The organism is Streptomyces bullii, assembly GCF_042657145.1.
Taxonomy (GTDB): Bacteria; Actinomycetota; Actinomycetes; order Streptomycetales; family Streptomycetaceae; genus Streptomyces; species Streptomyces bullii.
The window spans coordinates 229,989-256,126 of sequence record NZ_JBHSNY010000004.1; the positions used below are offsets into that span (position 1 = coordinate 229,989).

The 26,138-nt window shown below is 66.8% G+C and carries 25 protein-coding genes and 1 pseudogene; 11 read left to right on the forward strand and 15 right to left on the reverse strand.

All coding sequences use genetic code 11. The annotated features are described in order from the left end of the window. Positions 1 to 7 precede the first annotated feature (7 nt). Together ACFPZJ_RS12390 and ACFPZJ_RS12395 are read left to right on the forward strand one after the other, a co-directional pair. Positions 8 to 829, forward strand: coding sequence for an SPDY domain-containing protein (locus ACFPZJ_RS12390; RefSeq protein ID WP_381020475.1), 822 nt, complete (start codon positions 8 to 10; stop codon positions 827 to 829). Between the two features lie 187 nt (positions 830 to 1,016). Continuing rightward, positions 1,017 to 1,421 carry a hypothetical protein gene (locus ACFPZJ_RS12395; protein ID WP_381020476.1) on the forward strand — a complete coding sequence of 135 codons (405 nt, stop codon included), beginning with the start codon at positions 1,017 to 1,019 and terminating at the stop codon, positions 1,419 to 1,421. 54 nt (positions 1,422 to 1,475) lie between these two features. On the opposite strand, the gene ACFPZJ_RS12400 is transcribed toward ACFPZJ_RS12395, so the two are convergent. The 11 genes from ACFPZJ_RS12400 to ACFPZJ_RS12450 form a co-directional block, all read right to left on the reverse strand. After that, a complete protein-coding gene (locus ACFPZJ_RS12400; protein WP_381020478.1) occupies positions 1,476 to 2,171 on the reverse strand; it encodes a hypothetical protein in 696 nt (231 codons plus the stop codon). A 79-nt stretch (positions 2,172 to 2,250) separates the two neighbouring features. Then, complete coding sequence (locus tag ACFPZJ_RS12405) at positions 2,251 to 2,694, reverse strand: hypothetical protein (protein ID WP_381021295.1); 444 nt, start codon at positions 2,692 to 2,694, stop codon at positions 2,251 to 2,253. A gap of 435 nt (positions 2,695 to 3,129) precedes the next feature. Further along, entirely contained in the window at positions 3,130 to 4,872 is a 1,743-nt protein-coding gene (locus ACFPZJ_RS12410; protein WP_381020480.1) for a relaxase/mobilization nuclease domain-containing protein, read from the reverse strand. Positions 4,873 to 4,887: 15 nt separating this feature from the next. Continuing rightward, positions 4,888 to 5,403: a plasmid mobilization protein gene (locus ACFPZJ_RS12415; RefSeq protein ID WP_381020482.1), complete on the reverse strand. Its 516-nt coding sequence runs from the start codon at positions 5,401 to 5,403 to the stop codon at positions 4,888 to 4,890. A gap of 92 nt (positions 5,404 to 5,495) precedes the next feature. After that, complete coding sequence (locus ACFPZJ_RS12420; protein WP_266405268.1) at positions 5,496 to 5,732, reverse strand: hypothetical protein; 237 nt, start codon at positions 5,730 to 5,732, stop codon at positions 5,496 to 5,498. An 85-nt stretch (positions 5,733 to 5,817) separates the two neighbouring features. Next, a complete protein-coding gene (locus ACFPZJ_RS12425) occupies positions 5,818 to 6,009 on the reverse strand; it encodes a hypothetical protein (RefSeq protein ID WP_355979956.1) in 192 nt (63 codons plus the stop codon). Further along, complete coding sequence (locus tag ACFPZJ_RS12430) at positions 6,006 to 7,691, reverse strand: hypothetical protein (protein WP_381020485.1); 1,686 nt, start codon at positions 7,689 to 7,691, stop codon at positions 6,006 to 6,008. Before ACFPZJ_RS12430 ends, ACFPZJ_RS12425 begins: the two co-directional genes overlap by 4 nt. Beyond that, positions 7,688 to 8,329, reverse strand: a complete 642-nt coding sequence (locus ACFPZJ_RS12435; protein WP_355979950.1) for a WhiB family transcriptional regulator — start codon at positions 8,327 to 8,329, stop codon at positions 7,688 to 7,690. Before ACFPZJ_RS12435 ends, ACFPZJ_RS12430 begins: the two co-directional genes overlap by 4 nt. A gap of 160 nt (positions 8,330 to 8,489) precedes the next feature. Beyond that, positions 8,490 to 9,206 carry a zinc finger domain-containing protein gene (locus ACFPZJ_RS12440; RefSeq protein ID WP_381020488.1) on the reverse strand — a complete coding sequence of 239 codons (717 nt, stop codon included), beginning with the start codon at positions 9,204 to 9,206 and terminating at the stop codon, positions 8,490 to 8,492. A gap of 2 nt (positions 9,207 to 9,208) precedes the next feature. Then, the gene (locus ACFPZJ_RS12445; protein ID WP_381020490.1) at positions 9,209 to 10,108 is read right to left on the reverse strand and encodes a helix-turn-helix domain-containing protein; all 900 of its coding nucleotides are present in this window, start codon (positions 10,106 to 10,108) and stop codon (positions 9,209 to 9,211) included. Next, positions 10,105 to 10,251 (reverse strand): hypothetical protein, encoded by a 147-nt coding sequence (locus tag ACFPZJ_RS12450; protein ID WP_381020492.1) that lies wholly within the window; start codon positions 10,249 to 10,251, stop codon positions 10,105 to 10,107. The genes ACFPZJ_RS12445 and ACFPZJ_RS12450 overlap by 4 nt, the downstream gene beginning before the upstream one ends. Positions 10,252 to 10,996: 745 nt before the next feature. Between ACFPZJ_RS12450 and ACFPZJ_RS12455 the strand changes: the two genes are divergently transcribed. From ACFPZJ_RS12455 to ACFPZJ_RS12470, 4 genes are all read left to right on the forward strand, one after another. Next, on the forward strand, positions 10,997 to 11,428 hold the full coding sequence (locus ACFPZJ_RS12455) for an XRE family transcriptional regulator (protein WP_381020494.1): 432 nt from the start codon (positions 10,997 to 10,999) through the stop codon (positions 11,426 to 11,428). A gap of 70 nt (positions 11,429 to 11,498) precedes the next feature. Next, positions 11,499 to 11,975 (forward strand): hypothetical protein, encoded by a 477-nt coding sequence (locus tag ACFPZJ_RS12460; protein ID WP_266405286.1) that lies wholly within the window; start codon positions 11,499 to 11,501, stop codon positions 11,973 to 11,975. Then, on the forward strand, positions 11,972 to 13,180 hold the full coding sequence (locus ACFPZJ_RS12465; RefSeq protein ID WP_381020496.1) for an MAB_1171c family putative transporter: 1,209 nt from the start codon (positions 11,972 to 11,974) through the stop codon (positions 13,178 to 13,180). Before ACFPZJ_RS12460 ends, ACFPZJ_RS12465 begins: the two co-directional genes overlap by 4 nt. Continuing rightward, positions 13,177 to 14,625: an amidase family protein gene (locus tag ACFPZJ_RS12470; RefSeq protein WP_381020499.1), complete on the forward strand. Its 1,449-nt coding sequence runs from the start codon at positions 13,177 to 13,179 to the stop codon at positions 14,623 to 14,625. Before ACFPZJ_RS12465 ends, ACFPZJ_RS12470 begins: the two co-directional genes overlap by 4 nt. Here the strand turns inward: ACFPZJ_RS12470 and ACFPZJ_RS12475 are convergent. The 3 genes and pseudogenes from ACFPZJ_RS12475 to ACFPZJ_RS12485 all read right to left on the reverse strand — a co-directional run. Further along, a pseudogene (locus ACFPZJ_RS12475) lies at positions 14,603 to 14,938 on the reverse strand (P-loop nucleotide/nucleoside kinase family protein); the annotation flags it as partial. The gene ACFPZJ_RS12470 and the pseudogene ACFPZJ_RS12475 overlap by 23 nt on opposite strands. Positions 14,939 to 15,383: 445 nt before the next feature. Further along, positions 15,384 to 16,166: an ArsR/SmtB family transcription factor gene (locus ACFPZJ_RS12480; protein ID WP_381020502.1), complete on the reverse strand. Its 783-nt coding sequence runs from the start codon at positions 16,164 to 16,166 to the stop codon at positions 15,384 to 15,386. Positions 16,167 to 16,377: 211 nt separating this feature from the next. Further along, complete coding sequence (locus tag ACFPZJ_RS12485) at positions 16,378 to 17,163, reverse strand: hypothetical protein (protein ID WP_381020504.1); 786 nt, start codon at positions 17,161 to 17,163, stop codon at positions 16,378 to 16,380. A 705-nt stretch (positions 17,164 to 17,868) separates the two neighbouring features. Between ACFPZJ_RS12485 and asnB the strand changes: the two genes are divergently transcribed. The 5 genes from asnB to ACFPZJ_RS12510 all read left to right on the forward strand — a co-directional run bounded on the left by asnB (position 17,869) and on the right by ACFPZJ_RS12510 (position 25,482). Continuing rightward, the gene (asnB, locus tag ACFPZJ_RS12490; protein ID WP_381020507.1) at positions 17,869 to 20,037 is read left to right on the forward strand and encodes an asparagine synthase (glutamine-hydrolyzing); all 2,169 of its coding nucleotides are present in this window, start codon (positions 17,869 to 17,871) and stop codon (positions 20,035 to 20,037) included. 5 nt (positions 20,038 to 20,042) lie between these two features. Next, positions 20,043 to 21,092 carry a diiron oxygenase gene (locus tag ACFPZJ_RS12495; RefSeq protein WP_381020509.1) on the forward strand — a complete coding sequence of 350 codons (1,050 nt, stop codon included), beginning with the start codon at positions 20,043 to 20,045 and terminating at the stop codon, positions 21,090 to 21,092. Continuing rightward, positions 21,089 to 22,336, forward strand: a complete 1,248-nt coding sequence (locus ACFPZJ_RS12500; RefSeq protein WP_381020511.1) for an MFS transporter — start codon at positions 21,089 to 21,091, stop codon at positions 22,334 to 22,336. The genes ACFPZJ_RS12495 and ACFPZJ_RS12500 overlap by 4 nt, the downstream gene beginning before the upstream one ends. 49 nt (positions 22,337 to 22,385) lie before the next feature. Next, positions 22,386 to 22,679 carry a PqqD family protein gene (locus ACFPZJ_RS12505; protein ID WP_381020514.1) on the forward strand — a complete coding sequence of 98 codons (294 nt, stop codon included), beginning with the start codon at positions 22,386 to 22,388 and terminating at the stop codon, positions 22,677 to 22,679. 643 nt (positions 22,680 to 23,322) lie between these two features. Next, positions 23,323 to 25,482, forward strand: coding sequence for a B12-binding domain-containing radical SAM protein (locus tag ACFPZJ_RS12510; protein WP_381020517.1), 2,160 nt, complete (start codon positions 23,323 to 23,325; stop codon positions 25,480 to 25,482). Between the two features lie 20 nt (positions 25,483 to 25,502). Here the strand turns inward: ACFPZJ_RS12510 and ACFPZJ_RS12515 are convergent, their stop codons facing one another. Continuing rightward, the gene (locus ACFPZJ_RS12515) at positions 25,503 to 26,099 is read right to left on the reverse strand and encodes a hypothetical protein (RefSeq protein WP_381020520.1); all 597 of its coding nucleotides are present in this window, start codon (positions 26,097 to 26,099) and stop codon (positions 25,503 to 25,505) included. Positions 26,100 to 26,138: the final 39 nt, after the last annotated feature.

The following is a 26,138-nucleotide window of genomic DNA, read 5'->3' on the forward strand; positions in this document are numbered from 1 at the left end:
GAGCCCCTTGGAGGCGCCCCTGTACCCCGAATTCCCGCCCGACCCGTCCACTCCACCTGGCGGCCAGCCCGCGTTCTGGGTCGGCCCCCGGCACCTGGCCGGTGACGATGGGCGCCTCTACGACGCCGTCGCCGATACGCTCGTCGGCCTGGGCTGGACGAGCCTGACGATCGTCCGCGGACGGCACGAGCCGGACGACGCTCCCGAGGACCGCCAGGTCCTGCGCAGCACCGTCCTGCACATCAGCCCCGACGCCCTCCGATGGGCCCAGTGGAGCCTGGCGGACGAACCGTTCCACCTGGGGGACCTGCCGATCGCCTGGCAGATCTCCGCCCGAGCGGACACGAGCAGCCCGCTCGCCCAGTGGTCGGCCTACTTCACCCCCGACGTCCCCGGCGAGGCCGTGGCCGACTTCCTCCTCGCGCTCGACGCCCGCGACCAGCCCGCCATGCCGCTCGCCGGCCCCGAGCTGGTCCTCGACGCCGTCGCCGCACACGGATGGCTCCGCGACATCGACCAGCCCCAGGTGGCAGCGACGGACCCGACGTTCACCTCGCACATGAGCCTCGGCGAGGTGCCGCCGCTCATCCAGGACGCCGACCCGCGCGCCCTGATCACTGAGACCGACGAGGCGGGGCTGGCTGGTTGGCAAGCGTGGGCCGAGCCCGCGCTCGGCGCACCGTACCTGTGGGCGGTCTCCTTCGGTTCCAGCGTCCCGCATGACCTCGTGGCAGCCTTCGCCGCCTCCCTCAGCTCGACGGCACCGGTCCTGCGACGGGTGCTGCCCGAGGCCACCCGGGAGCGTCTCCTGCGCGCGCCGGCCATCTAACGCCCCGCCATTGCCATTTCCCCCAAACACACAGCCCGGCCTATTCCGAAATGGAGGGCCGGGCTTCGTGCTTCACGCGCTGGCACTTGTGTGCACACAACGCGCTGTTGGCTTGCTGTCTGAAACTGCTCCTCGATGTCCGGCGAAGGGTTTGCGACCCTGTGACGCCAGGCTGCAGGATGCAGCAATGCACCTCAGCCCCGGCGTCCTTCTTGCCCTCGTCCTTGGCGTCGCCGGGATCGTCGCGCTGAAGGTCCGTTCACACCGCAAACGCACGGCCGCCCTCGCGGCACAGTGGCAGGCGTTCCAACAGCACAGGAATGCCGGCCGAGGAGATCTTCTTCAGATCACGCGGGTCTACCAGCGCGGACGCCGCGGGTCGAAGGCCGTTGTGACCTGGTGCGACACCGGTCGACAACAGGACGCCTGGTTCTGGAACTGGCACGTCCCCGCGGGCGCGTACCTGCTGGTCAATGCCTCCAGCGGCTATGGACCCCACAGCCACAATCCGAATGTGCTCTACGTACAGCCGGGCCAGGTCCAAGCCTGGGTTCCCGCTCAGGCGGCGCGCGCTGCTCAGCGCATCGGCTGACGCGCTGCTGCCCCCGACCACCGTGGTCGAGGGGCAGCAGGATGACCGGGCATGTCAGCCGGTTGCGGTGGCCTTGGCGTGGGCCTTGCCGAGGTGGCGGTCGACGAGGGCCGGGGCGCCGGAGACGATCAGCAGCAGATTGCCGTCGCGGATCGCGGTCTGCTTGACCACGGTGCCGCGCCCGGCGGTGGAGTACGTCAGCAGCTGGCTCCACTGCTCATCCCCGAGACCTTGGGGCGCGGGCAGCTTCTGCGCGGTTATGTCGATCGGAGTGCCGCCCGCGACCACCTGATAGGTGGGGCAGCCGGTCATTGCGTCGAAGATCCGTCCGATGCCGGCGGACAGCTTGGTCGCCGTGTCGCTGTACAGCTCCTCGGAGATCTCCGAGGAGCTGTCGCCGTAGGTGAAGGCGGTCTTCGCCTTGCGCGGGAAGGTGAGCGTGCCGCCGGTCGCCGCGTCGCCGCCCAGCTCGCTCAGGGCCGGGCAGCCGATGACGGTGACGTCGTCGTGCTGGGCAGGACGCTGCGGCTTGGGCAGGTAGCCGCTGCCGAGGTCGCTCTGATTGAGCAGGCGGGACTCGAGCGCGGCCGACGAGAGCGCGGCTGGCTTGTGGACCGCGCCGGAGGGCTTTCCGGCCCAGGCGGAGGCGGGCGTCTGGTGCTTGGCCGCGGTGGTGCCTGCGGAGCAGGCGGGCAGGGCGAGGAGGGCGGCGGTGATGCCGAGGGCGGTGGTGGCGACGCGAACGCGCATGACGGAACTGACCCCTTGGTGCTAGGCGACGGGTGGTCAGTGCGGGCCCGGGGGCCCGGTGGGGTCGTAGGAGTGGTGGTCAGTGCCCGAGGTGGCGCAGGCAGTCCTCGAACGTGGCGTGCGTCGCGTCCGCCGGCCCGCTGTTCCGGTTGAACCACGCGGTGTCGAGGCGAGTCTCCTGCTGCTGGTGGCCGGCCCGGCAACGCAGCCAGATCTCGCCGCGGGTGGAGAGGATGAGCCAGTCCCGGTACGCGCCGCACTCGGCGCAGGCGGCCATCTCGCCATCGAGGACGAAGGGCTGCTTCCACGGCATCATCTTGCCGTCGACCTGGTCGTGGCTCGGCACACGCAGCTCCGGCGGAAGGAAGTCGTCCACGACGACGGCCGGCTCGACAGGCGCCGGTTCGGCCGCCTGCAGCCCAATGCCCGGCGGGGCCTGGCCCTGCATCCGTGCATGCAGCTCGGCGAACTGCCTTTGAGCTTCGCTCGGCTCCTTGGCCCGGCGGCGTATCCGGTGAAACACCCTGGCGTCCTCCTCCACCTCGTCACCTCGTCCTTGCGCGCTTCAAGATCGTGCCCCACGCCCCCGGCGGTTGCAATTCACAAAGTCCACAGCCGCCTTCGGCCAGGTCATCTGGGGTGTTCGGCTTCTCCGTTGCCCGGATGACGAGTTGGCCACCGTGCGTGTCTTCGTGCTGCGAGACGCCATTGTCACGATGTGCCCGACCACATGTCGCCGTCTCCCCCGACCGCCCAACTCCGCGACGTCTACTGGCTCGACTCGCCCCACCTGCGTCATGCCGGCTCGTCCTGTAGGTGCACGGTTTCCGACGGCCTCCACATCGAACCTGGTCGTCACCGAGGTTCGATGTGGCGTACGGCCATGCAGTGGCGAGCGGAGCGGTGGTGCTCTCCCACTTTTGGTGATGTGCTGACCGAGTGCCGGCGCCCGGCGGCCTCACCTGGTCTTGCGCGATGCCTCCTCTGCGCTGCGCCGCCTGCCGGGCGCGGAGGTCCTGGTCGTCGTCCCGTGCGTTGCGGACCGGCTCCCTGTGGTGCTGTGCTCGGGCAGGTGGGAGGCGTCGGCGGGCAGGTCGGCCGTCCGCCGTATCCGCCATACGAGCACGTCGCTGATGGAGTCGGCGGTGTCGAGTTCGCGGCGTTCGGCTACGTCGGACAGGAGGGCGGCCGGGTCGTGACCGGCGGCTTCGGCCTCCGCGATGGTCGCTGCCAGGGCGTACCAGCCGGGCTCGGCCAGGATTTGCTCGGCCAGATGCGGCAGCGCCTCACACAGCAGAACGGTCTGCCGTTGGAGCATCGGGCGGCTCATACGTCGGCCTCGTTGGTAGAGCACGCTGAGGGGCTGGGCGGCGGCGGCCTGATAGGCGGTACGCAGGTGCTCGGCGGCCCGGGCGGCGGCTTCGGCCTGCTGGGCGTGGCCCTTTCTGGCGTGCCAGTGCGCGGCGGCGGTGATGAGGAAGAACAACATGTCGATGGCCATCGCCGTGGTGGCGCCGTCTTCCCCGCGGCCGAGGGCCGGGCCACCGTGAACGAGGTCGCGGGCGGCCTGCCGCAGGGCTCGGTCGTGCCCGCGTACGGCGCGGACATGGGAGCGCGAGGCTCGTTCGAAGGCGGTAGCCGCGTCCCGTAGTTCGCGGCGGGTGTGGGCGGCGGACGTCTTTGCGAGAGCGTCCAGGACCTCGCCGGCCGCGGCGATGTGGGCGGCGGCGACCGCATCGTCGCCGTGCTCGACGACGAGGACGGCCTGCCACGCGGCTGATGCCGTGCTGCGGCGTGCGGAGGCCGGAGCGCCCGGTCCCGTACGGGGTGCTTGCTGTTGCCGAGCAGCTGGGTTGTCCTGGGCATCGCCGGACCAGCGCTCTCGGATGCGGGGCAGCGAGAGATCGGGGGCGAGCCGCGCGCCAGGGTAGAAGACCGGCTCCCCGTCCTTGTTGAGGTCGTCGGACAGAGCGACCTTGTATCCGAGGAGGTCGCCGGAGGGCGCGGCACGCTTGCGGATCAGAACGCCGGCGGCGGCGAGCCGGTCGAAGAACTCCTCGTCGCTCCTCGCGCCGGTCACCGCCCGCCGTACCGCTTCCCGCAGTTCCTCGCGGGCCGTGCGCTCGCGGCCCTGGCGCTCGGCCTTGTGGCGCTCAGCGCTGGTGGGTCGCTTCGCACCGGTGCCGTCGCCCTTGTTCAGTCGGCGCAGGCCGAGTTCGGCTTCGAGGGCGCGGGCCTGGGCCTGGACCCGGACGGCGTCGTGGTCGAGGTCGGGCTTGAACCCGTCCTCGCGCACGAGGGTGGCGATGATGTGGATGTGGTCGTCGGCGTGCCGGACCGCCGCCCATCGGCATCCGGCGCCTTCCTCGGGGTCGTCGATGCCGGCGGCGGCCACCATGCGCCGGGCGACCTCGCCCCATTCCTTGTCGCTCAGAATCCGGTCTTCTTCGGCGTTGCGGACCGAGAGGTGCCACACATGCTTCTTGGGCCGGTCGGCCTGCTCGACGTTCTCGACGGGCTGGTCGAGGAGCTGCTGGAGCTGTTTGAGCGTGGCGGACGGGTCACGGCCGGGGTCGGGGGCGTTGCCATCCCAGGAGGCGACCAGGTGCGGGTCGGTGTGCTCTTCGAACTTGCCCGGCCCGTAGAGGTAGGAGAGGAGGCCGATCGTGCGCTGTCCGCGCTTCTGGATCCTGGGGATCATGCCGGTGCGGGGGTCCTAGTCCTGGTGGAGGAGCCGGTCGGTGGCGTGCTGGACGCGCAGGACTGCGCGGTTGGTGGCCGCGATGACCACGTCGAGTTCGCCCGGGTGCCCTCCGGCGTTGACCGCTCGGGCGATCTGGTTCAAGTTGCTGCCGACATGGCCGAGGTGCCGACGGGCGGCGAAGAACTCGGCGATCACCTCACGCTCGCTGGCGACGGCACTCGCGGTCCGTTCAAGGTCGCGGGCGGCGGACAGGGCAGCGCGGGCGAGGAAGCCTGCGAGGGTGAGACCGGCGGCTTTCGCGCCGGCGGTCACGAGGGCGAGTTCGTCGTCGCTGAAGCGGGTGTTGCGGACGTGCGGACGCTGGCGACGCTGGTACTTGCGGCGGCGCGTGCGCGGCTGATCACGTCCGTCCCGTATCCCCTCTGGCTGCGATCCGCCCTCGGTCGCAGCCTCCTCGTCTGGCGTCCCCCGGCGCCGGACGAGCCCCTGCCCCCCAGGGGCAGGGGAACCCTTGGATACTCCGCTCAAGGCGGAGTATCCAAGGGGATAACTTGCTCGCCCCGAGACCGAGTTGGAGTCGGGATCAGGTTCCGGGGTGGTGCCGTTCTTGCGTGCGTTCGTCATCGGGATTCGGGCCTCGTGGAGCGGGTGCGCTGCTGGATGGTTGCGGCCAGCGCGAGGACATCGGCTGGGCCGGCAAGGACGCCGACCGGTCCGTCGGGGCGGTCCTGGACGAGCCACTGCCCGGTCGGCGTGAGGACGACGGCGTGTAGGAGTTGCTGGCGGACCAGGACGTCCGCCCAGGCATCGGCCTCGGTGACGGTGGGCTCGGAAGAACGAGGGGGACGCGGAATCACGGCGTACCTCCTAAGCGGGACGGTGGCCCGGCACGGAGCCGGGCCACGTTTGCGGGTACGGGCTTTGAGCTGGGGTTTTGCCGGTTCAGCCGCACTCGGGGCAGCGCCCGACGTGGCTGTTGAGCGCGCGGGCCATCCGCTGTTTCGCGGAGGCAGCTTGCTTCGCGCTGGACTTCGCCGCCGGCCTGCCCGCGTGCCGCTCGGAGTGAGCGAGCATGAATCCGATCTCTCGCTCGTACTCCGCGCGGACGGTGTTGAACTTGCGGCAGGTCTTCATCGGGCGGTGCTCCTCGTCGTCGTGATGTCCTCGTTCCGCAGTTCCTGGAGGACGAGGCCGAGTCGGTCGTTACCGACACCCGTCAGGCCCTGGCGGCGGATGATTTCGCGCAGCTGCACCCGGGTGATCGCGCCGTTGCCGTCCCGTTCGAGCAGGGCGGGAACATGGGGGCGCACCTCGCGGACAAGCTGGCGCTCGGACTCGCCCAGCTCGCGTGCCGGGCGCTCCGTCTGCGGAGAGCGGGACCGGGCACGGTTGTCCTTGTTCTTCGTCCGGGACTTCCTGGCCGGCTTCCGACGGAGTGGGACCTTGTGTCCTCGGCCCTGGGTGGTCTCGGTCCCGGACTCGGTGGCGGTCGGTCCTCGGTCCTGGGTGGTCTCGGTCCCGGACTCGGTGGCGGTCGGTCCTCGGTCCTGGGTGGTCTCGGTCCCGGACTCGGTGGCGGTCGGTCCTCGGTCCTCGGTGCTCTCGGTCCCCGACTTCGCGAGGCTCGGTCCCCGATGAGAATCTGGGTCCTGAGCTGCTACTTCTCGCGCGTTGCGGTCGGTCCTCGTGGTCGCTGAGACCCGCGCTGCGGCTTCTGGATCGGCGGGACCGGTCCCCGGGACCGCGCCGTCTTCAGGGGGCTTGGTCCCCGCGGTCGTTCCCGTTTCGTCGCCCTTGGTCCCCGCGCCGACCTTGGCTTCAGGGTCCGCCTCCTCGGGGACCGGTCCCCGACGAGTCCTCGGTCCTCGGTCCGGGACCGGCTCGTCGGAACTGTCGCGACCGGGGACGGGGACCGGCACATTCGATGTCGGCTGTGCGGGGACCGCGGCCGCCGATGCGCTGCTGTGCGCCGGGAACCAGGGAGAAGGGAGCGGGACGGTGGCGAGCGCGAGCGCGTGTCGCCGGGCGGCGAGCTGGTCGAGCAGCTGTGCTCGCTGGAGGGGGTCGGTGCCGACCGAAGCCCTGCCGACCGCCTTCGACAGGCGTCGGGTCAGCCGCCGGCCTCGACGGTTCCGCTGCTGCTCGGGTGTGCGCTCGGCGAGGCGGGCGGCGAGGGCGACCGCACGGGCGGTGGCCCGGTCCCGGGTGATCTGTGCGGCGTCGCGGTCTCGCGCGGCGATGCCGAGGCGGGACAGGAGCCGCTCACGTGCCTCCCGGCCCAGGACGGCGATCAGTCCTTTTGAGGCGGCGCCGGGTGTGCGCAGGCGCAGTTCGATGCCCATGGCCAGGTGCCACAGCATCGCCGCCATGACTGGTCCGACGAAGGCGCGGACCGTGCCGCCGATGGGGCCGCTCTCTGCGTAGGCGGGGATCACCTGCACCGTGGTAATCACCCAGACCAGCGTGCCCGGCAGGCCGGGGGCGCCCTGGACGGCGAGGTTCTGCCGTGCCATCAGCGCGGTGGCGAACAGTGCGAGTTCGGCGGCGGCGAACATGCCGGCGCGCTCGGCGGTGCCGGCCATGTCGAGGTAGTCGGCCGCGAACCGCCACGAGGTGTCGGCGCTGTAGGCGGTGCAGCCCAGGGCAGCGACGGCAGCGACCTTGACCGCCGGGCCGCCGAGACGCTTCTGCGCGCGGGTTCCCCGGCGCCGGACAGTCCAGGCGGTCAGCACGAGCGCGAGGGCGGCGGGCACGACGGCGGCGAGGAGGAGAGGGAGGTCCGAAGTAGCACCGAAGGCGAGGACGGGATGGGTCATGCTGCCTTTCCGAGAGGGACCTGCGCCGGGGTCGACGTTGCCGGGCGGCCTGCCGGCTGCTGAGTGCCGGGAGCTGCGGGCCCGGGGGTGCCCTTGGCCTTGGAGGTCTTCTTCCGCTTCTTCTTGGAGTGGGGCACGCCGTAATTGCGGTCGCGGTCGAGGACCTTGTTGGCCGCTTGCCGGAGCAGGTCGCGGGCGTGCTTGTGGCTGATCTGCAGGGCGGCGGCAAGCCGGTCGGGCCGCCAGCCCCGGACGTAGGCGTGGTCGATGACAACCTGCCGCTCGGCCTCGGTCAGGTGCACGTCGCGTCCTTGGAAGAAGGCCGTCACGCGCCGGTAGTCCAGGCGCCGGTGCAGTCCGTCGTGCAGCGGGCGCCGCTCGGCTTCGGTGAGCCCGCCCCAGACGCCCTCCTTGAGAACGTTCTCCAGAGCGAAGTCCAGGCACTCGCGGCGTACGGGGCACCAACCGCACAGCTCCTTCGCCTCCGCGATCTCCTCGTGATCCCGGGGCCCGGGGAAGAACACGGCGTCGGCGTCCTCGACGTCCATGCCGTGGCACGCTCCGCGGACGTGCCAGCTGGTGTCTCCGATGCCGCGCAGGCTGGTGGCCGGCGCGTCGTGGGTGGTGATGTGGCGCAAGGCGAGTCTCCGATGTGCTGCCGCGCCGGCCGGCTAGGGCGGTGCTCGGCGGGTGCGGCGTCGGGTGCCAGCTGCGGCGCAGGGCGTGCGCCGCAGCCGGTGCGGGACGGTGATGTTGCGGCGGTGCAGCGGACGGCATGCACGCGCCGGAGGCGCCGGATCAGGCCAAGGCGGGCTGCTGGGCCTGCTCGGTGCGCTGTGCCTGCTGGGCGGCGGCGAGGTCGAGACGGCCGGGGTGCGGAGTGGCGCGCGGGGCGGTTCCGCGGGCTCCGCCATCGGGGCCGATCCTCCGGCGGCGGCACGGCTCGCCGGGCTGGGCCAGGCACCACTCGCACCGCACGCTCAGGGCATCGGGCAGTCCCTGCGCGACAGCGGCCTCACGGACTGCGCGGGCGGGCCGGTAGGGCGCGAGGGCTGCTCGGGCGGCGGGCGGTATGCAGGAGCCGATCTCCCGCAACCGCGCCTCCAGCTTCGGGTCGACTCCGTCGCGACCGCTGGTGATCGCCCGGGCCTGCGCGGGCTGCGCGGTACCGGCGGCGACGGCGCGGCGGGTGCCGACCAGCTCGGCGGTCCAGGCGGCCTGGTCGTCCGGGTCGACGGACGGTGTCGGGTCGGAGTGCCTCGCCAGGCGGTCGCGCCGGTAGCTCTCCCAGGGACGGGCCAGGTCCGCGGGCAGGATCTGGTACGGCGAGGTGCGGATGTGCTGGCGGGCGGCGACGCGGACGTCCCAGCCATGCGGGGTGGCCATCGGCACGTCGCCGAGCAGCTCGTGCCACTGGGCGAGCTGGTCGCGGGCCTCGCCTTGGTCGGTGCGGATGGTGCGGGGGTCGAGTCGGCCGATGTAGGCCAGCAGGGCTGCGATTTCGCGGCGGTCCACGGTCAGCCCTCCGTTCCGGTCGGCTCGTCGAGGGCGGCCAGCAGGGCGGCGGTGTGGGCCTCCGTCCGCGTCATGCCCCCCGGTGCGGCGGTGTTCTTGCCGGGCACGGCGTAGAGGTTCGGGCGGTTGGGGGCGTGCTCCCGGGCGACCCAGGAGCGCCAGTCGGCAGCCCAGGCTTCCGCCGGCCTCGGCTTGAGGGCGGCTCGATGGGCACGCCACTTCGCGTCGGCGGCGCGAAGGCCCTCCTCGCCGAGGCGATCGAGGTGCCCCTGCTGGCGGGTCCAGGTGTGGGTGGCGGGGTCGACCTGCCACTCGGCAGCCGAGAGGACGGCAGCACCACTCCTGCTGTACCTCCGGTTCAAATCAGGTTCACTACGGTTCTGTGTGCCGGTAGCCGGTACATCGCTGTGCCGGTGGCCGGTACGTCGCTGTGCCGGTTTCCGCCTCGACCTGCCGGTTTCCGGTACTGCCGGTTTCCGGACCCTCGCGGGGGATTCCGGCACCTCACGCGGGCGGATCCCGTACCGCCGCAGAGCCGAGAGCCGGAGCTTCGCGGGGCCGACGGGCTCGTCTGCCGCCGCGGTGTCGCTGTCCTCCTGCTTCTGCTGCTCGCGCTGGTTCTGGGCGACCACTTCGGCGGCGAGAGGCATGCGGTAGACCGTGCTGCGCTGCGGACCTACGAGGCCATCGAGCTGTTCCAGCTCGCCGGCCAGGAGCAGGCGCTCGACGGCTTCGCGCACCGTGGAGACCGAGGCGCGGGTGCGCTTGGCCAGGCTGGACAGCGAGGCCCAGGAGATGCACTGCTCGTCGGCCACCCGGTCGGCGATTGACAGCAGGACCAGGCGCGCGGCCCCTCGGCTGGAGCTGTGCTCCCACACCCACTCGCGGGCTTCGCTGCTCATCGGCCGCTCCAGACGAGCGGGCGGGTCCGGCTGGTCACCGGGGCCAGGGTGGTGCGGTCCGGCTCGGGGCGCTGAGGCGCCGAGGCGGTGGTGGCTGCCGCGCAGGCCAGGCGGAAGGGCCTTTTACGCAGGGCAGGAGGCATGCGATACTCCCCTTTGCAGTGTTGCCACGCTGACGCGCCCCTCGGAAGGACTCAGCGTGGTGATGGTGGGCACTCTCCGCCCTTGCCGGGGCGGGTATGCCGCTTAGCGTTCGGCGTCCGTGAGTTACCGCTCTCGGGCGCCGTCGCTGTTTGCGGACCTTCGCGGTCCGGCCCGTGCTCGCGGTCTCCTCACGTTCGTCGCCGCAGGCGGGCTGCCCGGGGACGACGAACATACGCACGGACCGGTGTCAAGATCCAGACTTGGTTCTTAAACTCTGTACTGGTTGCAGAGAGTCACCGAACGGTCGTGTGCCGCAGCCGTCCGCAGAGAGCCTGGCGGGGTCCGTCCTCGCGTCGAAGTGCACCGTTGCCGCGGTTGCCTCGTACGCCAAGGGCCTGCCATTGTGCCCGAGTTGGAGCGGGAGTCTGGTATTCCCGGCAGCGGAAAAGCGATGTGGATGAGGAGTTTCCACGGTCGCCTCCGCGCTTTCCGATCGAAGATCAAATACGGCCTGCCAGACGTGACGTATGTGGCTGGGCGAATGTGGCTTGCGCCACGTCGCCCGGCGTACTCCAGCCGGTAGAAACGGACAGGTCGACCTGAAACAGGCGGTACGCGCCACACGGAAACGTGCTGGTGAAGAAGAACTTTCCACACGTGTGATCGGCGCGTCAAACTGGTGTTTATGGCGGGGTAGGGTGGCTGAAGTTACGACGAACCCGTCCTGGAAAGGATCATGAAAGAGTGGCCGAAGGTCAGGTGAGCCCCAAGGGGCTCATGGATCGTCTAAACCGCCTGTTCGACACTGTGCACCCGCCCGATCGCGGCCCTTACAGCAACGCTGAAGTGGCCGAACTGATGGAGAAGCGAGGGCTGGGCAAGCTGTCGGGGCAGTACCTGTGGCTCTTGCGGACCGGGCAGCGCGATAACCCGACGAAGCGTCATCTCGAGGCGCTCGCAGGGTTCTTCGGCGTGGATCCTGCCTATTGGTTCGACGATGCTGTCGCCGAAAAGACCGTGCAGGAACTTGAGTTGCTCGCGCTGCTTCGCGACGCGAAGATCAAGAACGTTCTTCTTCGCCTATCCGACGTCTCCGCAGACGGAAAGGATGCCGTCCTGGGGATCGTTGAGAGCGTACGAAAATCCGAGGGGTTGCCGCCCTCAACTGGCGTGTAAACGGCCGCAGTTTAGTAAATGATCAAGGAAAGCAATGTGGTCTGCACGTAGGTTGCGCCGGCCTGACCTCTTGGCCGAGCTGAAGCTCCCGCACGTCACCAATATCCGCGACCTCAGCGACGAGGTCTCTCGCCGCACGGGACGGACGGTGGTCCTAGAGCCCCGGGAGCAAGCGCCCTCGGTGTGCGGGGCATGTGCAGTTACAGAGAGTGCCGTCCACGTTTTCTACGACCCGTGGACCAGCGTCCTGCACCAGGACCACATCATCGCCCACGAGTTCAGCCACCTACTGCTCGGCCACCACGAGAACCGACCGGTCTCCGCCCTGGCTCCGGCCTTCATCACCAGCGTGGACCCGGCCACCGTGCAGATGATGTTGGGGCGCACCAAGTACGACGAGGACGAGGAGCGAGACACCGAACTCCTAGCATCGCTGCTCCAGCGCCGGATCATCGACCGGTGGTTGCGCAGCGACGAGCCCTCCGGGGACGAAGTGCAGGATCGGGTGACGCACACGCTGCTGCGCCGACGGGAGGCCCGGCCGTGAAGGATCTGCTCCACCCGATCAGCCTCGTCGTAGCGACGCTCGGCTTCCTCTGCCTCCTGCGGGACGTGCCCACTCGGCGCCGCGACCCCGCCTCCGCCGCGCTGGCCGCTGTCTTCCTGCTGTCAGGGCTCTCGTTCCTGTTCTCCATCACGCCGATGTGGAACTACCTCGACCGCGTGCTCGGCACCGTCAACATCTCCGTGCCCCTCGCGCAGGGCTGCGTGGTCGCGCTCCTGGCCTGCCAACAGGTGGTCCTCACCTACTGGGGATCCCCGCCCGAGGTGGCCCGCCGGCGCAGTCGCCGCTGGCTCTGGGCCGGCTTCGCGGTGATCGCCGGGCTGCTGGTGCTGTTCGCCCTGCTGACGCCCAACGCGCCGCACCCGATCGACTTCACGCTCTACTACGCGCACGACGACTGGTACGCCGCGTACCTCACCCTGTACGTCACGGCCTACACCATCGGCGAAGTCTTCCTCGCCCGCGCCTGCTGGCGCCTGGCCCGCCGCAGCACTCGCGGGTCCGTCCGCGTCGGCCTGCGCATCGTCGCCCTCGGCGCGACCGTCACCCTCGGATACAGCGCCGTCCGCATCGGGAACGTGATCGCCGGCGCCTTCGACACCTCCCTCGCGGAATGGGAGGGCTTTGCCTGGACCTGCGGTGATGTCGGCGCCATGCTCACGCTGATCGGCTGGCTCGTGCCCACCATCAGCGACCAGGCCCAGAGCGTCCGGTACCGGATTAAGCAGTACCGCAGCTACTACGGCCTGCGCCCCCTATGGCTGGCCTTCTACAGCGAGGCACCCGAGATCGAGCTGCCGATCGACAGGGTCGACCCGGCCCAGCGGCGCCGCTTCCGTCGCATCTCGATCCGGCTCTACCGCCGAGCCGTCGAGATCCGGGACGGCCGGTTCGTGATCCGCCAGTACCTCGACGCCGCCGTCCGCGAGGCCAGCGAAGCCCGTCACCGGGCCCGAGGGCTTCAGGGAAAGGATCTGTCCGCGGCCGTCACGGCGGACCAGATCCTCGCCGGAATCGCCGCTAGGGCCGCCGGCGCCCGCCCGGAGCCCGACCAGCTCACAGAGTTCGCCGACTTCGAACGCCAGACCACCAGGCCCATGGACGACATCGACGCTCTCCTCGACGTCGCGCGCCACCTGCCCCGCCAGCCCGCACGAGCCCCCCACCCTGAGCGAGTCTCCGCATGACGAACGACCTCACCCACCAGCCCGCCCACGTCCAGCTCCGGGCCCTGGACCGCGGCGAGATCTCCAGCCGCGAACTGCTCGACCTGCACCTCGCCCAGATAGACGCCAGCCAGATCAACGCCGTCGTCACGCGCGACGACAGCGCGGCCCGAGCCGCCGCGCACGCAGCCGACGAACGCCGCGCTCGCAGCGAGAGCACTGGCGTCCTCAACGGCCTACCCCTCACGATCAAGGACAGCTTCGAGACGGCCGGCCTGCGCACCACCAGCGGCGCCGAAGACCTCGCCGACCACCTCCCCACACGCGACGCTGACGCGGTCGCTCGGCTTCGCCACCAAGGTGCCGTCATCATGGGCAAGACCAACACTCCGGCGTACTGCCAGGACCTGCACACCGACAACGCCCTGTTCGGCCCCACGCTCAACCCGCACGACCCCAAGCACACCACCGGCGGCTCCTCCGGAGGCCCCGCCGCAGCAGTCGCCGCACACCTGACCCCCGCCGACCTCGGCAGCGACCTCGCCGGCTCCCTGCGGCTCCCCGCCCACTACTGCGGCGTCTACGGCCTGCGCCCCACCCACGGACTCATCCCAGCCCGCGGCCACATCCCCCGCCCGCCGGGATGGATCACCAGCAGCGACATGGTCACCCCCGGCCCCCTGGCCCGCCACCCCCGCGACCTCGACCTGCTCCTCGCCGCACTGACGACACCGTCACCCGACGAGAACAACCCCTGGAGCGTCACGCTGCCCACGGCGCAGCGCCCGATCGGCCAGCTCCGCGTGGCGGTGTGGGCCGACGACGCGAGCTGCCCCGTCGACCGCAACATCGCCGATGCTGTCGGCGCCCTCGAAGGGACACTCGCCTCCGCCGGCGCCAGTGTCCACCGCACTGCGGGGTCGGTCCGCTTCGCCGAATCCCTCCGCCTCTTCGAGCAGCTCCTCCACGCCACCACGACGGCCGCCACCGACGATGCCGCCGGCGCGGCCGAACTCGCCGCCGCCCGTGACCTGCACACGGACGACGCGAGCCCACGGGCCGCCATCCTCCGCCACCGCACGCAGACACACCGCGCCTGGCTCCGCGCCAACGAGGAGCGCCTCCGGCTCCAGCAGACGTGGCACCGGTTCTTCGCCGACGGTCAGTACGACGTCCTCATTACGCCCGCCGCTCCCACCGCGGCGATCCCAGCCGGGAGCCGTTCTCTCACGGTCGACGGCGTCGAACGGAGCTTCTTCGACCAGACCGGCTGGGCCAACCTCACCAGCCACGTCGGTCTGCCTAGCCTTGTAATGCCTATTGCGCACGGCGCCGACGGCCTCCCGATCGGTGTGCAGCTCGTAGGACCGGCCTATTCGGACCGGACCCTGCTCGTGATGGCCGAGCACCTGGCGCCCCTGCTCGGAGGGACGGCCGAGGGCGTCATCGCACCACGGAGCGGATGACCTCTACGTCACCGTTGTAAGTGACTGCGTCTTCATCGGCGGTAGGCGGTTCGAACCGAGCGAAGAAGTCGTCCAACGCTTCGGGAGTGACGGTCAAGGCATTGGCGTCTCGACGCTGGTTGCCTGCGGCGAGGCGCCGCAGGAGGACCTCCTTGGACGCTGGCAGGTAGACGAGCAGTGGGCGTCCTCCCACGGCCCGGACGGTCTTCTTCCACTCGTCGCGATCGGAACGACGCCAGAGGCCGTGGTCGAGGACGATGGACCGGCCGGCGCGCAGCAGCTCCATAAGCTGCGCCCGTACGGTCTCGAACGCGGGGGCCTCGCGCTCGAAATATTCGGGCTCGGGGTAGTCGACGCCTCACGGCACATACCGCGTCCGTGCTCAAAGCGCCCGCTGGATGACGGACCCCGCCCCGAAGGCGTGGATTGGGCATCCGGCAGAGCACGTCGACCAGGAGCTCGTGATCCGGGTTGGGCATGCGAGCAGGCGCGGAGGTGCTAGACGATGACACGGCGCGGGCGCTGTTCCCTGGTCGGACAGAAGGCGTAGGAACCTCTATCCAACTGGAACGGAACACGCCCGCGTACCTCACCCTCCCGCAAAACCCACGTCATAGCGCTACCAGACGACTTTGCCAGAACCCTGCCCGTCAACCTCTTCCTGACCGCGTGATCGACAACTTTGCCGGAAGCCTGCACGGTTGCGCGCTGCGCTGTTTCAGCGGGCCTTCAGCAACGAGCGCGCAGACGCCGTCACATCAGCTCTGCCCCAAGTGTTCAAGGAGCAGAAAGCCTTCGCGGTCCAATTGGTAGAAAACTTGCCCCCCCAAGCGTTGCCGCCACACGACTCCTGCCTCTGTCAGGACCGCTAGATGCTGCGAGACGGTACTTTTAGCCAATCCCAGAGATTCGGCAACGGCTGTTGTCGTCTTCGGCATCACTAGGGATCGCATCACCTGTGCGCGCCGGGTCCCTATCATGATCGCCAGCCGATCGGTGAGTTCAGGATGTGTTTTCCGTGTCGTGTCGCCATGAAAGAGGGCAGTGGCGCGAACCTGATAGGACATGGCTAAAACGCCGTCACGTGCCGCAAACATGCGAATTCCACCGGAGAATGCTGTTGGGATCAGCAAAAGCCTCGATTTGCGGACTGTGTGGTCCAAGTCTCGGTGATAGGGAGCAGTGAGTACCGGTCGATTCCATGAGACCGTGCCTCCCAACTCCCGGAGCATGGCTTCCGGGCCTTCGACCGCCAAGGTCCGGCCCCGGAACAATATCTCCTCCTCGAGCGAAGCGCGAATTGTCTTCCAGTATGGCGCAATCGCCCATTCCCAATACTGCTCGATAAACTCTAGAGTGCGCTGCCTGGAGTCATCCGCGATACAGTCGCTTACATGGCTAAGCTCAGCTTCAAGAGTAGAGCGAGATGGGTCTGGAACGTTGAAGAGTTCTCCCGGGAGAGCCGAAAGATCCGGCTTACGAATAATGCGTGCTAGCTCTTCAGCTAACGCAACACTCCTGCCCTGATGCAGGATCCGCACCCAATTCTTGTACGGTGTCGGGACGGTGCCCCGGTATCGGGCCAGAAGTGCAAGACTTCCAATTGTCTCCCAGAGTGGACTGAACGTCAGCCTGATGGCGTTGAGGCTCTCGTCGTCAATGCGTAGGCGAATCACTGGCCATTCACCGACGTTCGAGTCATCGCTACCATTCTATGTAACCCTCACCTGTGCCGATGGCTTCGGCCCTGTCTCACTCGGTCTCGACGCGCATGGATATTTCCTGGCAAATGGTGAGCACTTCCCTGATCCAGTTCTCGGGTGCCGTCATGTCGTAGTCCCTCATGGTTTCAAGGGCCCAGTATTCCTCGAATGAGAGGAGCGAAGGAGAGGCGGCCCTGAACCTGTTGGGTCGCCATTTCGGGGACTGGCTACCGTACTCACCGTGCCCCTCCAGGAGAGCGTCGACTGCGAACCCGAGAGCCCTGCGTGCCGATAGCGTGGCGCTTTCCAAGTCGCCGGACTCTAGTTGCCCTAGGGCGTCCTCCACGGAGTCGTCGGCCCCGCTGAGGGAACGAGCCACTACGAAAGAACGGAAGGCGGAGTCGGCAAGCTCTTTCCGAGCGCTCAGTATCCATTCTTCACCGAAGACGGGAAGGCAGTTTTGAATACGGGAGAGCGCAAGCTCTTCTCGCGGAGTCAGTACCTCTCGGGCGACGACCTCGCGATCGTATTCGTCCCGCGAAACCTTTGCCAGCATTTGATCAATTTGACTGTCGAGCCAATAGGTGACCTCCCAGCGCCGGTCCGCATGAAAGAAGGTCTCACTACAAATCCGAGGCGGGTTCAAAGGCATCGGTATCGTCGATGCTGTGGCAGTTTCCCACTCGCTGCTGGAGATGATGTAGATGTCGAAGTCGCTACGGTCGTTATGCCACCCGCGCGCGGCCGACCCGACCACGAAGGCCGCGAGAGATCCCTCTGGGATGAGGTCCCGCGACTGAAGCGGGGTCAACCAGTCCACGGCTATCTGTTCCATTACGCACTCCTTGAGTCCAATGCGCGTCACCCAGCACTTCCGGGTGGCGAGACTATCTATATAACCGTGCAGCACGGAGGACAAGAGCCACTTCTGCGGGCGTATTCGGTCACACTCAACTGCAATACGCCCCATTTCGGGCAAGCGGGAGGTGCGCCTTTAGGTCTTTTCGTCGTAGATACGGCGAACTCGCCGAGGCTGGTTGGTCGACGTCATAGCGCCGAGCCCTTCGAGTTGCTGTGCCCGTGGCCGACATCTCCCTCCCTGGATGGCCGGCCAACCGAAGAGGCTGGCGCAAAAGAGTTGGCGCAAAGTCGCCGACGGTGCCGCCCGGAGCCTTCGAGTAAAGCGCCGCATCCATCGCAACTGGCCCCGCAACGGGCCAACTCGGGCGAGGTGTTCGGTTAAAAACGAATGCCTAGGCGGAGTCCACGCCCCCATGGTTGGCTGCTCACGTCGGCGGCAAGGCACCAGCAGCCTCATGGCGGCGGGGGCCGCAGCCGCTACCTGACAGGGAGAGGAGGGATTCGCATGCGTAAGTACTCGAAGCCGACCGCCAAGACGATCTCGCAGGGCACTGTCCTGCGCGACAACGCCTGATCTCACTCAGGTGCATCTCAGCAGGAAGTACGCATCCTTCAGCGGGGTGCGTACTTCCTGCCCGGGTCCTTAACGCCGGGCTTCGCGCGTCTGAAGGAAAAACACATGTGTGGTCTCGCGGGCATCGCCCGACTTGATGGGCAGGAACTCGGTCCGGAGGGCGACGCTCTCCTGAGTGAATTCGCTGACATTCTGCATCACCGAGGGCCCGATGAGCGGGAGTTGCTCCGAAACGGGCCGGTGGGCTTGGCCTTCACGAGGCTTTCCCTAGTGAACCCGGAAGACGGCACACAGCCGCTGGTCAGCGATGACGGCAACCTGATCCTCATCGCCAACGGCGAGGTGTACAACCACAAGGAGCTAGCTTCAGGTCTGCCTTCGGACGTAAGACTCAGGACCGGCTCGGACTGCGAGGTGCTCCTCTACCTCTACCGGAAGCATGGCCTGGACTTCCTTCGCGATGTACGTGGCATGTTCGCGATCATCTTGTGGGATCGGGCTCGTGGGCAACTGATCCTCGCGCGTGACCGATTCGGCGTCAAACCTCTCTACTATCACCGCAACGACGAGCGCATCGTCCTGTCATCGGAGATCAAGGGTCTCTTCGCGGACCCCGCCACCCCTCGGCGTTTCGCTTGGGAGCAGGCGCTAGCCGTGCCAGCGCTGGCGGCCGCACCCCGTTTTGGCGCTCCAGAGATGTGTACCTGGTTCGAGGGCGTGGAGAGCGTTCCGGCGGCCACCATCCTCCGCGTGGACCTCCATGGCGGCCGGACAACGCAGCACCGCTACTGGGAACTGCCGACGGATGCCGATGAGTCGACTCATGCTGAGGCGTTCATTGCCCGCTATGGAGACCTACTGGAGGAGTCTGTCCGGGAGTGCGCGACCGCGGACACCGAGCTCGGCCTCTTCCTGTCGGGCGGGGTCGATTCCGCGACCGTGCTCGCGCTTGCGCGGACCCACGTGGAGGGGATCCACACCTTTACTGCTCTCAGCGGCGGGACGCGCGCGAACGGCGATGCCGAGTACTCCGACTGGCTGACGCGTGAGCTCGGCGTCCACAACCACCAAGTGATTTTCGGCCCCGCTGACGTGCCCACGGCCGAGGAATGGCTGCGTCTGGTATGGATTGCCGAGACTCCCATGGCCGGTCCAGAGGTCTATTACAAGCATGAACTCCACCGGTTCGCCCGCCAGGAACGGCCTGAGCTGCGGGGCATGCTACTCGGGGCGGCTAGCGACGAATTCAACGGCGGTTATTCGCCTAACACCGGTAGTGACTGGGACTCCTTCCTGGCAGGGCTCGGTGAGATGAACCGCAACACACTGTTGGACCGGCACCCAGAGTTCCGGCACTGGTGGGGCAACGGAGAGTCCTTCCTCTCCGACGCTGCGCTGGACACTGTGCGGGGCGCTCACGGCAGGGACCTCTATCACGCGTATGTCCAGTCCGAGTACCGGAAGGTCCAGCAGTACAACGTGTGGCATGAGGACCGCACCGCGGCCGGCAGCGGCATTGAGGCACGCGTGCCGTTTCTCGACCACCGTCTGGTGGAACTGACCTCGGTCATCCCGTCTCATCTGCGCCCACGTCTGCTGTGGGACAAGAGAATTCTCCGTGACGCGGTGAAGTCCCGCGTCCCCCATCGGGTCGCCGAGCGACCGAAGGTCGCCTTTTTCTATGGTTCCGGGACAGGGCACGCCTATCAGATGCTCGTGCGCCTCATGCGAGGTAATAAGCAGGAGTTGGTGGAGCGTGCTCTGGCCGCACCGGGTGCAGACTCGTACTTGGATGGGCGAGCCATCAGGCAACGACTTGCCGAGTTCGGTAACGGTGACACAGACGTCCCCTCGGTGGAACTCCTGATGCGCGTTGTAAATATGGGTCTACTGGCTGAGATGGCGGCGCAGCCTCCCCAGCTCGACCGGATGACCGCCGGCCCGGTTCGTTGCGTCCTGCAGGCGGGGCGCCACCCCGTAGCAGATACTGAAGGACTATTCACGCAAGCCCGGGATTACGACCTTGCACGGATCCTGGTTCCTGCGAAAGGACTGCTTCTTCTGTCGGGCACAGACGGAGACTGGTACCTGGCGAACGATGGACAGATCGAGTTCGTACTCGAAGAGGACAGTGCCATCCTGCGTCTCTTGCGCTGCATAGACGGTGAGTCGACTCTCGACTCAGTGCTCACTGAGTCGGGTGTCGCACTGGAAAGCATTCGGGCCCAACTCGATGAGCTGGTCGATCAGCGTCTGATCGCGTTCGCCGAGTGACAGGGATGGGCATGCACCTCCGAGAGTTTCAGGAGCAGTTGGTGCAAGGAGACGCCACCTCCAGGCCCATCAGCGCCGATTACATCAGCCGGTTCGAACGCTGGGATGATCTAGCGAGTGTGCGCCGTCGACCGCGGCGAGGCTTCGTGGTCGGGGCTCTCGACCTCTATTTTCCACCTGAGCTCTACCCCGTGGTGCTGCATCCGCTTGTCACGGCCAAGGGAGAATCTGTCGTCAAAGGGTTGCTTCTGCAGCGTCTCTACGACTACCTGGACTTCACCACCGAGTTGGAAAGTCTGGCCGTCATCCCCGTTGCGACGAAGATTAGCCGGGGCCGGTCAGGGCTGATGCTGCCGGAGCGGATGAAGGCGGATGCATACAAGATCGTCACGGACGAGGCATGGCATGCCCAGTTCTCGCACGACTTCGCGAGCCAGATTGAGGCAGAGACCAACGTCCCGAGGCTGCAGGCGCAGGACATCGCGCCCCCGGCGTTCTTGCCTCGGCTTGACGAGGTGCGGGATCGACTGCCTCATCACTTGATGGGTGTGGAGTCGCTTCTCTTCTCCATCGTGAGTGAGACCCTGATCTCCGGCATTCTCTCTGACATTCCGCGTGATGACAGACTCCCACAGTGTGTGCGTGACATCGTTCGCGACCATGCGGAGGACGAAGGACGTCACCATGTCTATTTCAGGTCGGTACTCAGGCAGTTGTGGCCTGCGCTGACATCACAGGAGCGAAGGGCTGTTGGGCCGCTCATCCCAGCGGCGATCTACGCATTCCTTGAGCCTGACTACTCTCAGACGGCCCACCATCTCAGAGGTATTGGGCTGGCCAACGATGAGATCGACCAGGTCATCGCGGAGTCTTGGCCAGGTCACCAAGTGCGAAGCAACATCGCTGGGGCAGCGTCCCAACTGACGCGCTATTTCTCCGAGGTCGGAGCTCTCGACGACGCCTGCACGTTGGCGTCGTTCGAGGAGGCCGGCCTGCTAGCCGGGTCGTACGAGCAGTCGGATCGTCCGGGCACGACGAGGGAGTTTGCCACATGACCACCCAAGCACCCGACGCCCGCAACGCCACTGCTGCAAGGATGTTCTGGCGGTTTTGGCTAGCCTCGACCGTGAGTCGTGCAGGCTCGAATATGACGTCGGTGGCCCTGCCGCTTGTGGCGCTCATAGTCCTTGAGGCCACAACGTTCCAGGTCACGTTGCTCGCGGCAGCGAGTCAAGCAGCTTGGCTGTTCCTGGGGCTGCCGGCGGGAGTCATCGTCCAGCGCTACCCGCTGCGTGATCTGCAGGTGGCGATGGACCTTGTCCGGATGGCAGCGATGGGCTCCGTCCCGATCGCCTGGTGGCTGGACGCACTCACCTACCCGCACCTGCTGCTTGTTGCCTTGATCACGAGTCTGGCATCGGTGCTGTTCGACGTCGGCAACTCCACGTTTCTGCCTGCCCTGGTCAGTAAAGAGGAGTTGACCTCACGAAACAGCCTCATTTCGGGCACCGAGGCGGTCACCCAGACCGGGGGGCGGTCTTTGAGCGGACTCCTCGTCACGCTGATAGGGGCCGTTGGTGTTCTCCTCATCGACGCCGTTACCTACCTAGTGTCGGCCGTGATACTGCGGACGCTCCCGGAGCGTCGTCCCGAAACTAAGTCGAACGTCCCAGCCCTACAGCTGATCCGCGAAGGATGGGACTTCGTCGTCCGGCACCCAGTAATGCGTCCCTGCATGATCTGGGCCACAGTCATTAACTTCGTGTCCGCGGCCCTGGTCGCGTTGACCCCTCTCTACCTGGTACGCGAGGCCGGCGTCTCGGCCGCGGTAGTGGGGGTCGTGATTGCCATGAATGGAGTTGGGGCGCTGATCGCCTCGGCGGCGGCACCCAAGTTTGCTGCACGGGTTGGCACGGCGCGTGCCATGATCTGGTCAGGTCTAATCGGTGGCATTATCACTCTGGCGATACCCTTCACAACGACGCTCGGAACCGTCTTCTTTTTCCTTCTCGGAAACATCGGCTTCCAGTTCGGTGTCGTAACCGGAAGCATCATGGCCAGGACCCACCGTCAAGTTGAATCTCCGCCCGAATTGCTGTCGCGCGTCATGGCGACGGTGCGTTTCGTGTCATGGGGTGTGCTACCTCTGGGTGCGGCACTCAGCGGTGTGCTCGCGGAGGTGGCTGGCCTGCGGCCTGCGCTCTGGTTCGTGTGCGCCGGGGCATTGATCCCACCGTTGATTCTGATCATGAGCCCGGTGCGGGAGAGCAGAGAGCTAAGCCGAGCGCAGGAAGGGTGACACCTAACTAATAGAATTGCGATTCGAAAGCGATGTGCGAGGAGATCTTGTGAGCGATGCAGAGTTGCGGAACCCGAACGCCGTACCCGTTAGAGCGCTAGGGATCCGCATTCGCCGGGTCAATGGCGACTTTCTAATCGGGCAAGAAGACAGGGCTCTGCTTCTCACTGATGTCGCCGGGCTGATCTTCGCCTCGCTCGACGGCCGCCGGAGCGTTTCTGACGTGGCCCACCTGGTTGCTCTGGAGTACGCGGTCGATGCGGAAGAGGCCCTCCACGATGTCCGCGAGTTTCTAGACGATCTGACCGACAAGGGAATCGTCGCCTGGCGAGATGCCCCCTAGCACCGTCAGCTGACACGAGTCGCTCACCCCCTTGCGAGGAGCCGGCCATCGGTTCAACAGAGGCCACCGTCCCCCGGTGGCCGTCTCGCTAGGAGGGTGAGCTTGGCTATGTTCCCTATATGTCGCCAAGAGCCGATGAGTTGAATGTCCAGTTCTGCAACCGGGGGCCATTTTCTCCCATTTACAGGCTGGTGTTGCAGGACGGAGCGCTCAGGGACGTGAACTTCGCCGACTCTTCCGCGAATTGGTTTCGCGTCGTAAGATCATGGACGCTACATCGAAGGCTTCTGGACCGGCCGTCTTGAAAGGTGTCGAGTGGCGATAATTTGTCCGGTTTCGCTGGATGGGTAGGGTGTTTCGAGGTTTACATGAGCCTTGCAGGGGGGTGAGCAGGGGCCTTTCCGGCCACCACTGAGCGAAGGTTGGCTGAAAACTAGCGCCCAAACTTTTGCAGTCATCCCTGCTGCGCGAAACCATCGTCTGAGCCCACGGCGCGCGCTGCCTAGAAAGGCCCGAAGTTCCCAGCCGGCTCGTGCCCCCTCAATGACGAGGCGAGGAACGGGCGGCTCGTGTTGCGTTGCCTGAATTGAGGCTGCCGAATCGCACGACGAACTCAACGACTCCCTAAAGGATGTACATGCTTGTGGATCGTGAGCCCATATCGAAGGCGTCCGTCGTTCTACTCAAGGCCGTTCAACTGGCCTGCGAACCTAGCGAGGACGCAGCGACGAGCCTGACGTCAGACCTCATGTCGGTCTTGATCGATCCGCAGCAGATCCAAGGGGAGCTCAAAAGCTCCCTCGGATCGAAAGTCGGGCGTGTTCGCGTCACCGGATCCTTGGATCGCCGACTCGTGTTCATCGAGCGGAGGGACGGGCGTTGGGTGGTAGCCGACCTAGCCAATCTCCCCCACATCAGCAGAGCGTGGCCCGCATGGACGCATGAGCACATAACCCTGGACGATCCGTTGGCTGCCGTGTCCCTCGCCCAGCTCACCGAGGAGGCCGTACACCGGCTGTCGCGTCCTCGGGTGCTGTTGGCCGCTCTCTATCACCCCGAGTACTTTCCGCTGCCCCGCTTCCCTCTTGGCATCAGCGACGTGGCCCGCGCGGCTCGATCGCAACTGCTGGGCACCGTGAGTCTGGTCGACATGCAGTTGGGCATCGAGCTACGCGGGTTGATCGAGCGAGTCACCTCTGAACAGCCCGACATCCTGGGTATCAGCGTTACCTTCGGCCAGCACGACTTGTTGGTTGAGCTACTGGATGCTGTGCATTCCCTGCCTGACCCGCCCACCATCATCGCTGGCGGCAGTCTGACCGTCCGCAATGAGGCGCTGCTGTTGCAACGCTTCCCCGACTTGTTGATTGCCAGGGGCGGTGGGGAGGCAACGATAGAAGCGCTGCTCCAGCATTGGCACGGAGACATGGACAAACAGCAAATACCCGGACTCGGGTTCAACGGAGCCGGGCGCGGCGGGGCGCTGACGATCGGGAGGCGCCGCACACCCAAACCGATCACGCGTGATGCCAGTAGCGACATTCTTCCCGAACTTGACCTGCTGCCGGCTACTTTGCAGCACCATGGTGTGGCTCAACTCGAGACGAGTCGCGGCTGCACCAACTACTGCTCATTCTGCCCGCGTGGTCACAAGGGCATCTGGTCAGGGTCTGAGGCCAAGCAACTGCCCTGGATCCTCGCGGAGATCAGCAACGTCTTCGATCGCCACCCCGAAACCGCGCGGGTGCTCTACCTCGTCGACGAGGAGTTCATCGGGCGTGGCGAAGAAGCCGTCCAGCGCGCCCTGGAGGTTGCGGGAGCCGTGCACGATGCCGGCTTCAAATGGGAGTCGAGTTGCCGAGTCGACCAGGTCGTCCGAACCGACCGCGCCGAGGACTGGCACGTCGAGAGGGCCGAGATGTGGCGCGGTCTCCTCGACCGTGGACTGCGTCGGATGCTCTTCGGCGTCGAGTCTGGTGTCGACTCCATCCTGGAGCGCTTCAACAAGGAGACCACGGGTGATCAGAACGCTTTGGCGATCCGCACGCTCTCGGCTCTCGGCGTGCCGACTCGGTTCACCTACATCACCTTCGACCACCTGATGACGCTTGAGGAATTGAAGGCCACCTACGCCTTCCAGGGGCGCACCGACCTGCTGCTGAGGCCGCAGCCCCAGCTGTCTGTCAAGGAGATCGTCCAGGGCGTTCGCGACGAGCAGTTCGTCGCCACGCATTCCTCAGCACGGGCACTGCACACCGGCATCTCCTACATGCTGGTCAGCATGGAGTGCCTGATCGGCGCCGCCTACACTCGGCGGGTCGAACAGGCAGGCCTCGCGGGACAGGCGCGGCCATCGATGGGCAGAGTTGATGCGAAGTTCGCGGACTGGCGCATCGGCGTTGCCTCCCACTGGGCCCAACTGTGGGTGGACCGCAACTTCGCCTTGGACTACACACTCAAGTCCCAGGAAAAGATCCTCGACGGGACGCCGCGCGCAGTCGTCCGAGAGACACGCAGCGTACTCAAGGATGCCAGTTATACGGTTCTCGGCTCGTTGATCGACGCGATCGACGAACAGCCCACCGAGCCCTCTCAAGGAACGGAGGCCGCACTGTCCGAAAGTGTGGAACAGATTCTAGACCGAGAGATGACCATCCTCCGCGACAGCATGGGCGAGGCCCTGAGGCAGGTCGCTGCCGTCCTGCCTGCACAGCACCGCAGGACGCTCCTGACACAGCATGAGCGATGGGCGTCGGCCACCACGTGGGACCTCATCAACACCGCCGATCCATGCGGAACGTGAGGGAGACGACCTGGCGCGCCTCAGTGCTGAAACGGTCCGAGTCCGGCACAGAAACGTCGGTAGGGTGCCAGCTTCCAGGCGGCGTACTCCTCTTTCCGACCAGAGACGTGCAGCAAGTGTTTCACCCACGTGTATCGGATCCGGTCGTCTCGCGTCATCCCCGTATCAATGCGCACCAGCATGCGGCGGGCTTCTTCGTAGGTATCGGGAGTCACGACGCTCAGGTCCACCATCGACTGCCCGATCCGCCAGGAGAAGGCGAGGCGGACACTGGCGAACGGGGTACGGACAACGCCCAGGTAGTCGGTGCAGTCCGCCAGCGCGGCCCGGACGTGCGGCCATCGGTGGCTCGCCACCGCCGCGCCGAGGTCCACGTCCGAGCCGGGAAGGTTGAGGTGCAGGCCCAGCGAGCCGAAGTCGCACCAATTCGCACCGGTGCGCCGCTGCACCAAAGCGCCTGCCTGCTGGCGGATGCGAGTCAGATCAGCGTCGTGGGCGCGGATGGCATGCCAGAATCGGCGGGCGCGCTCAGCCTCGACCGTGGTGAAGTGATCGGACTCTGCCCAACCGTGCCCAACGATTGTGCGCAGGTCGAGTGAGGTGGCGACAGGCGTCATACCGGTGAAGCTAGCTCATCCGCTTCTACCATCGCTGTT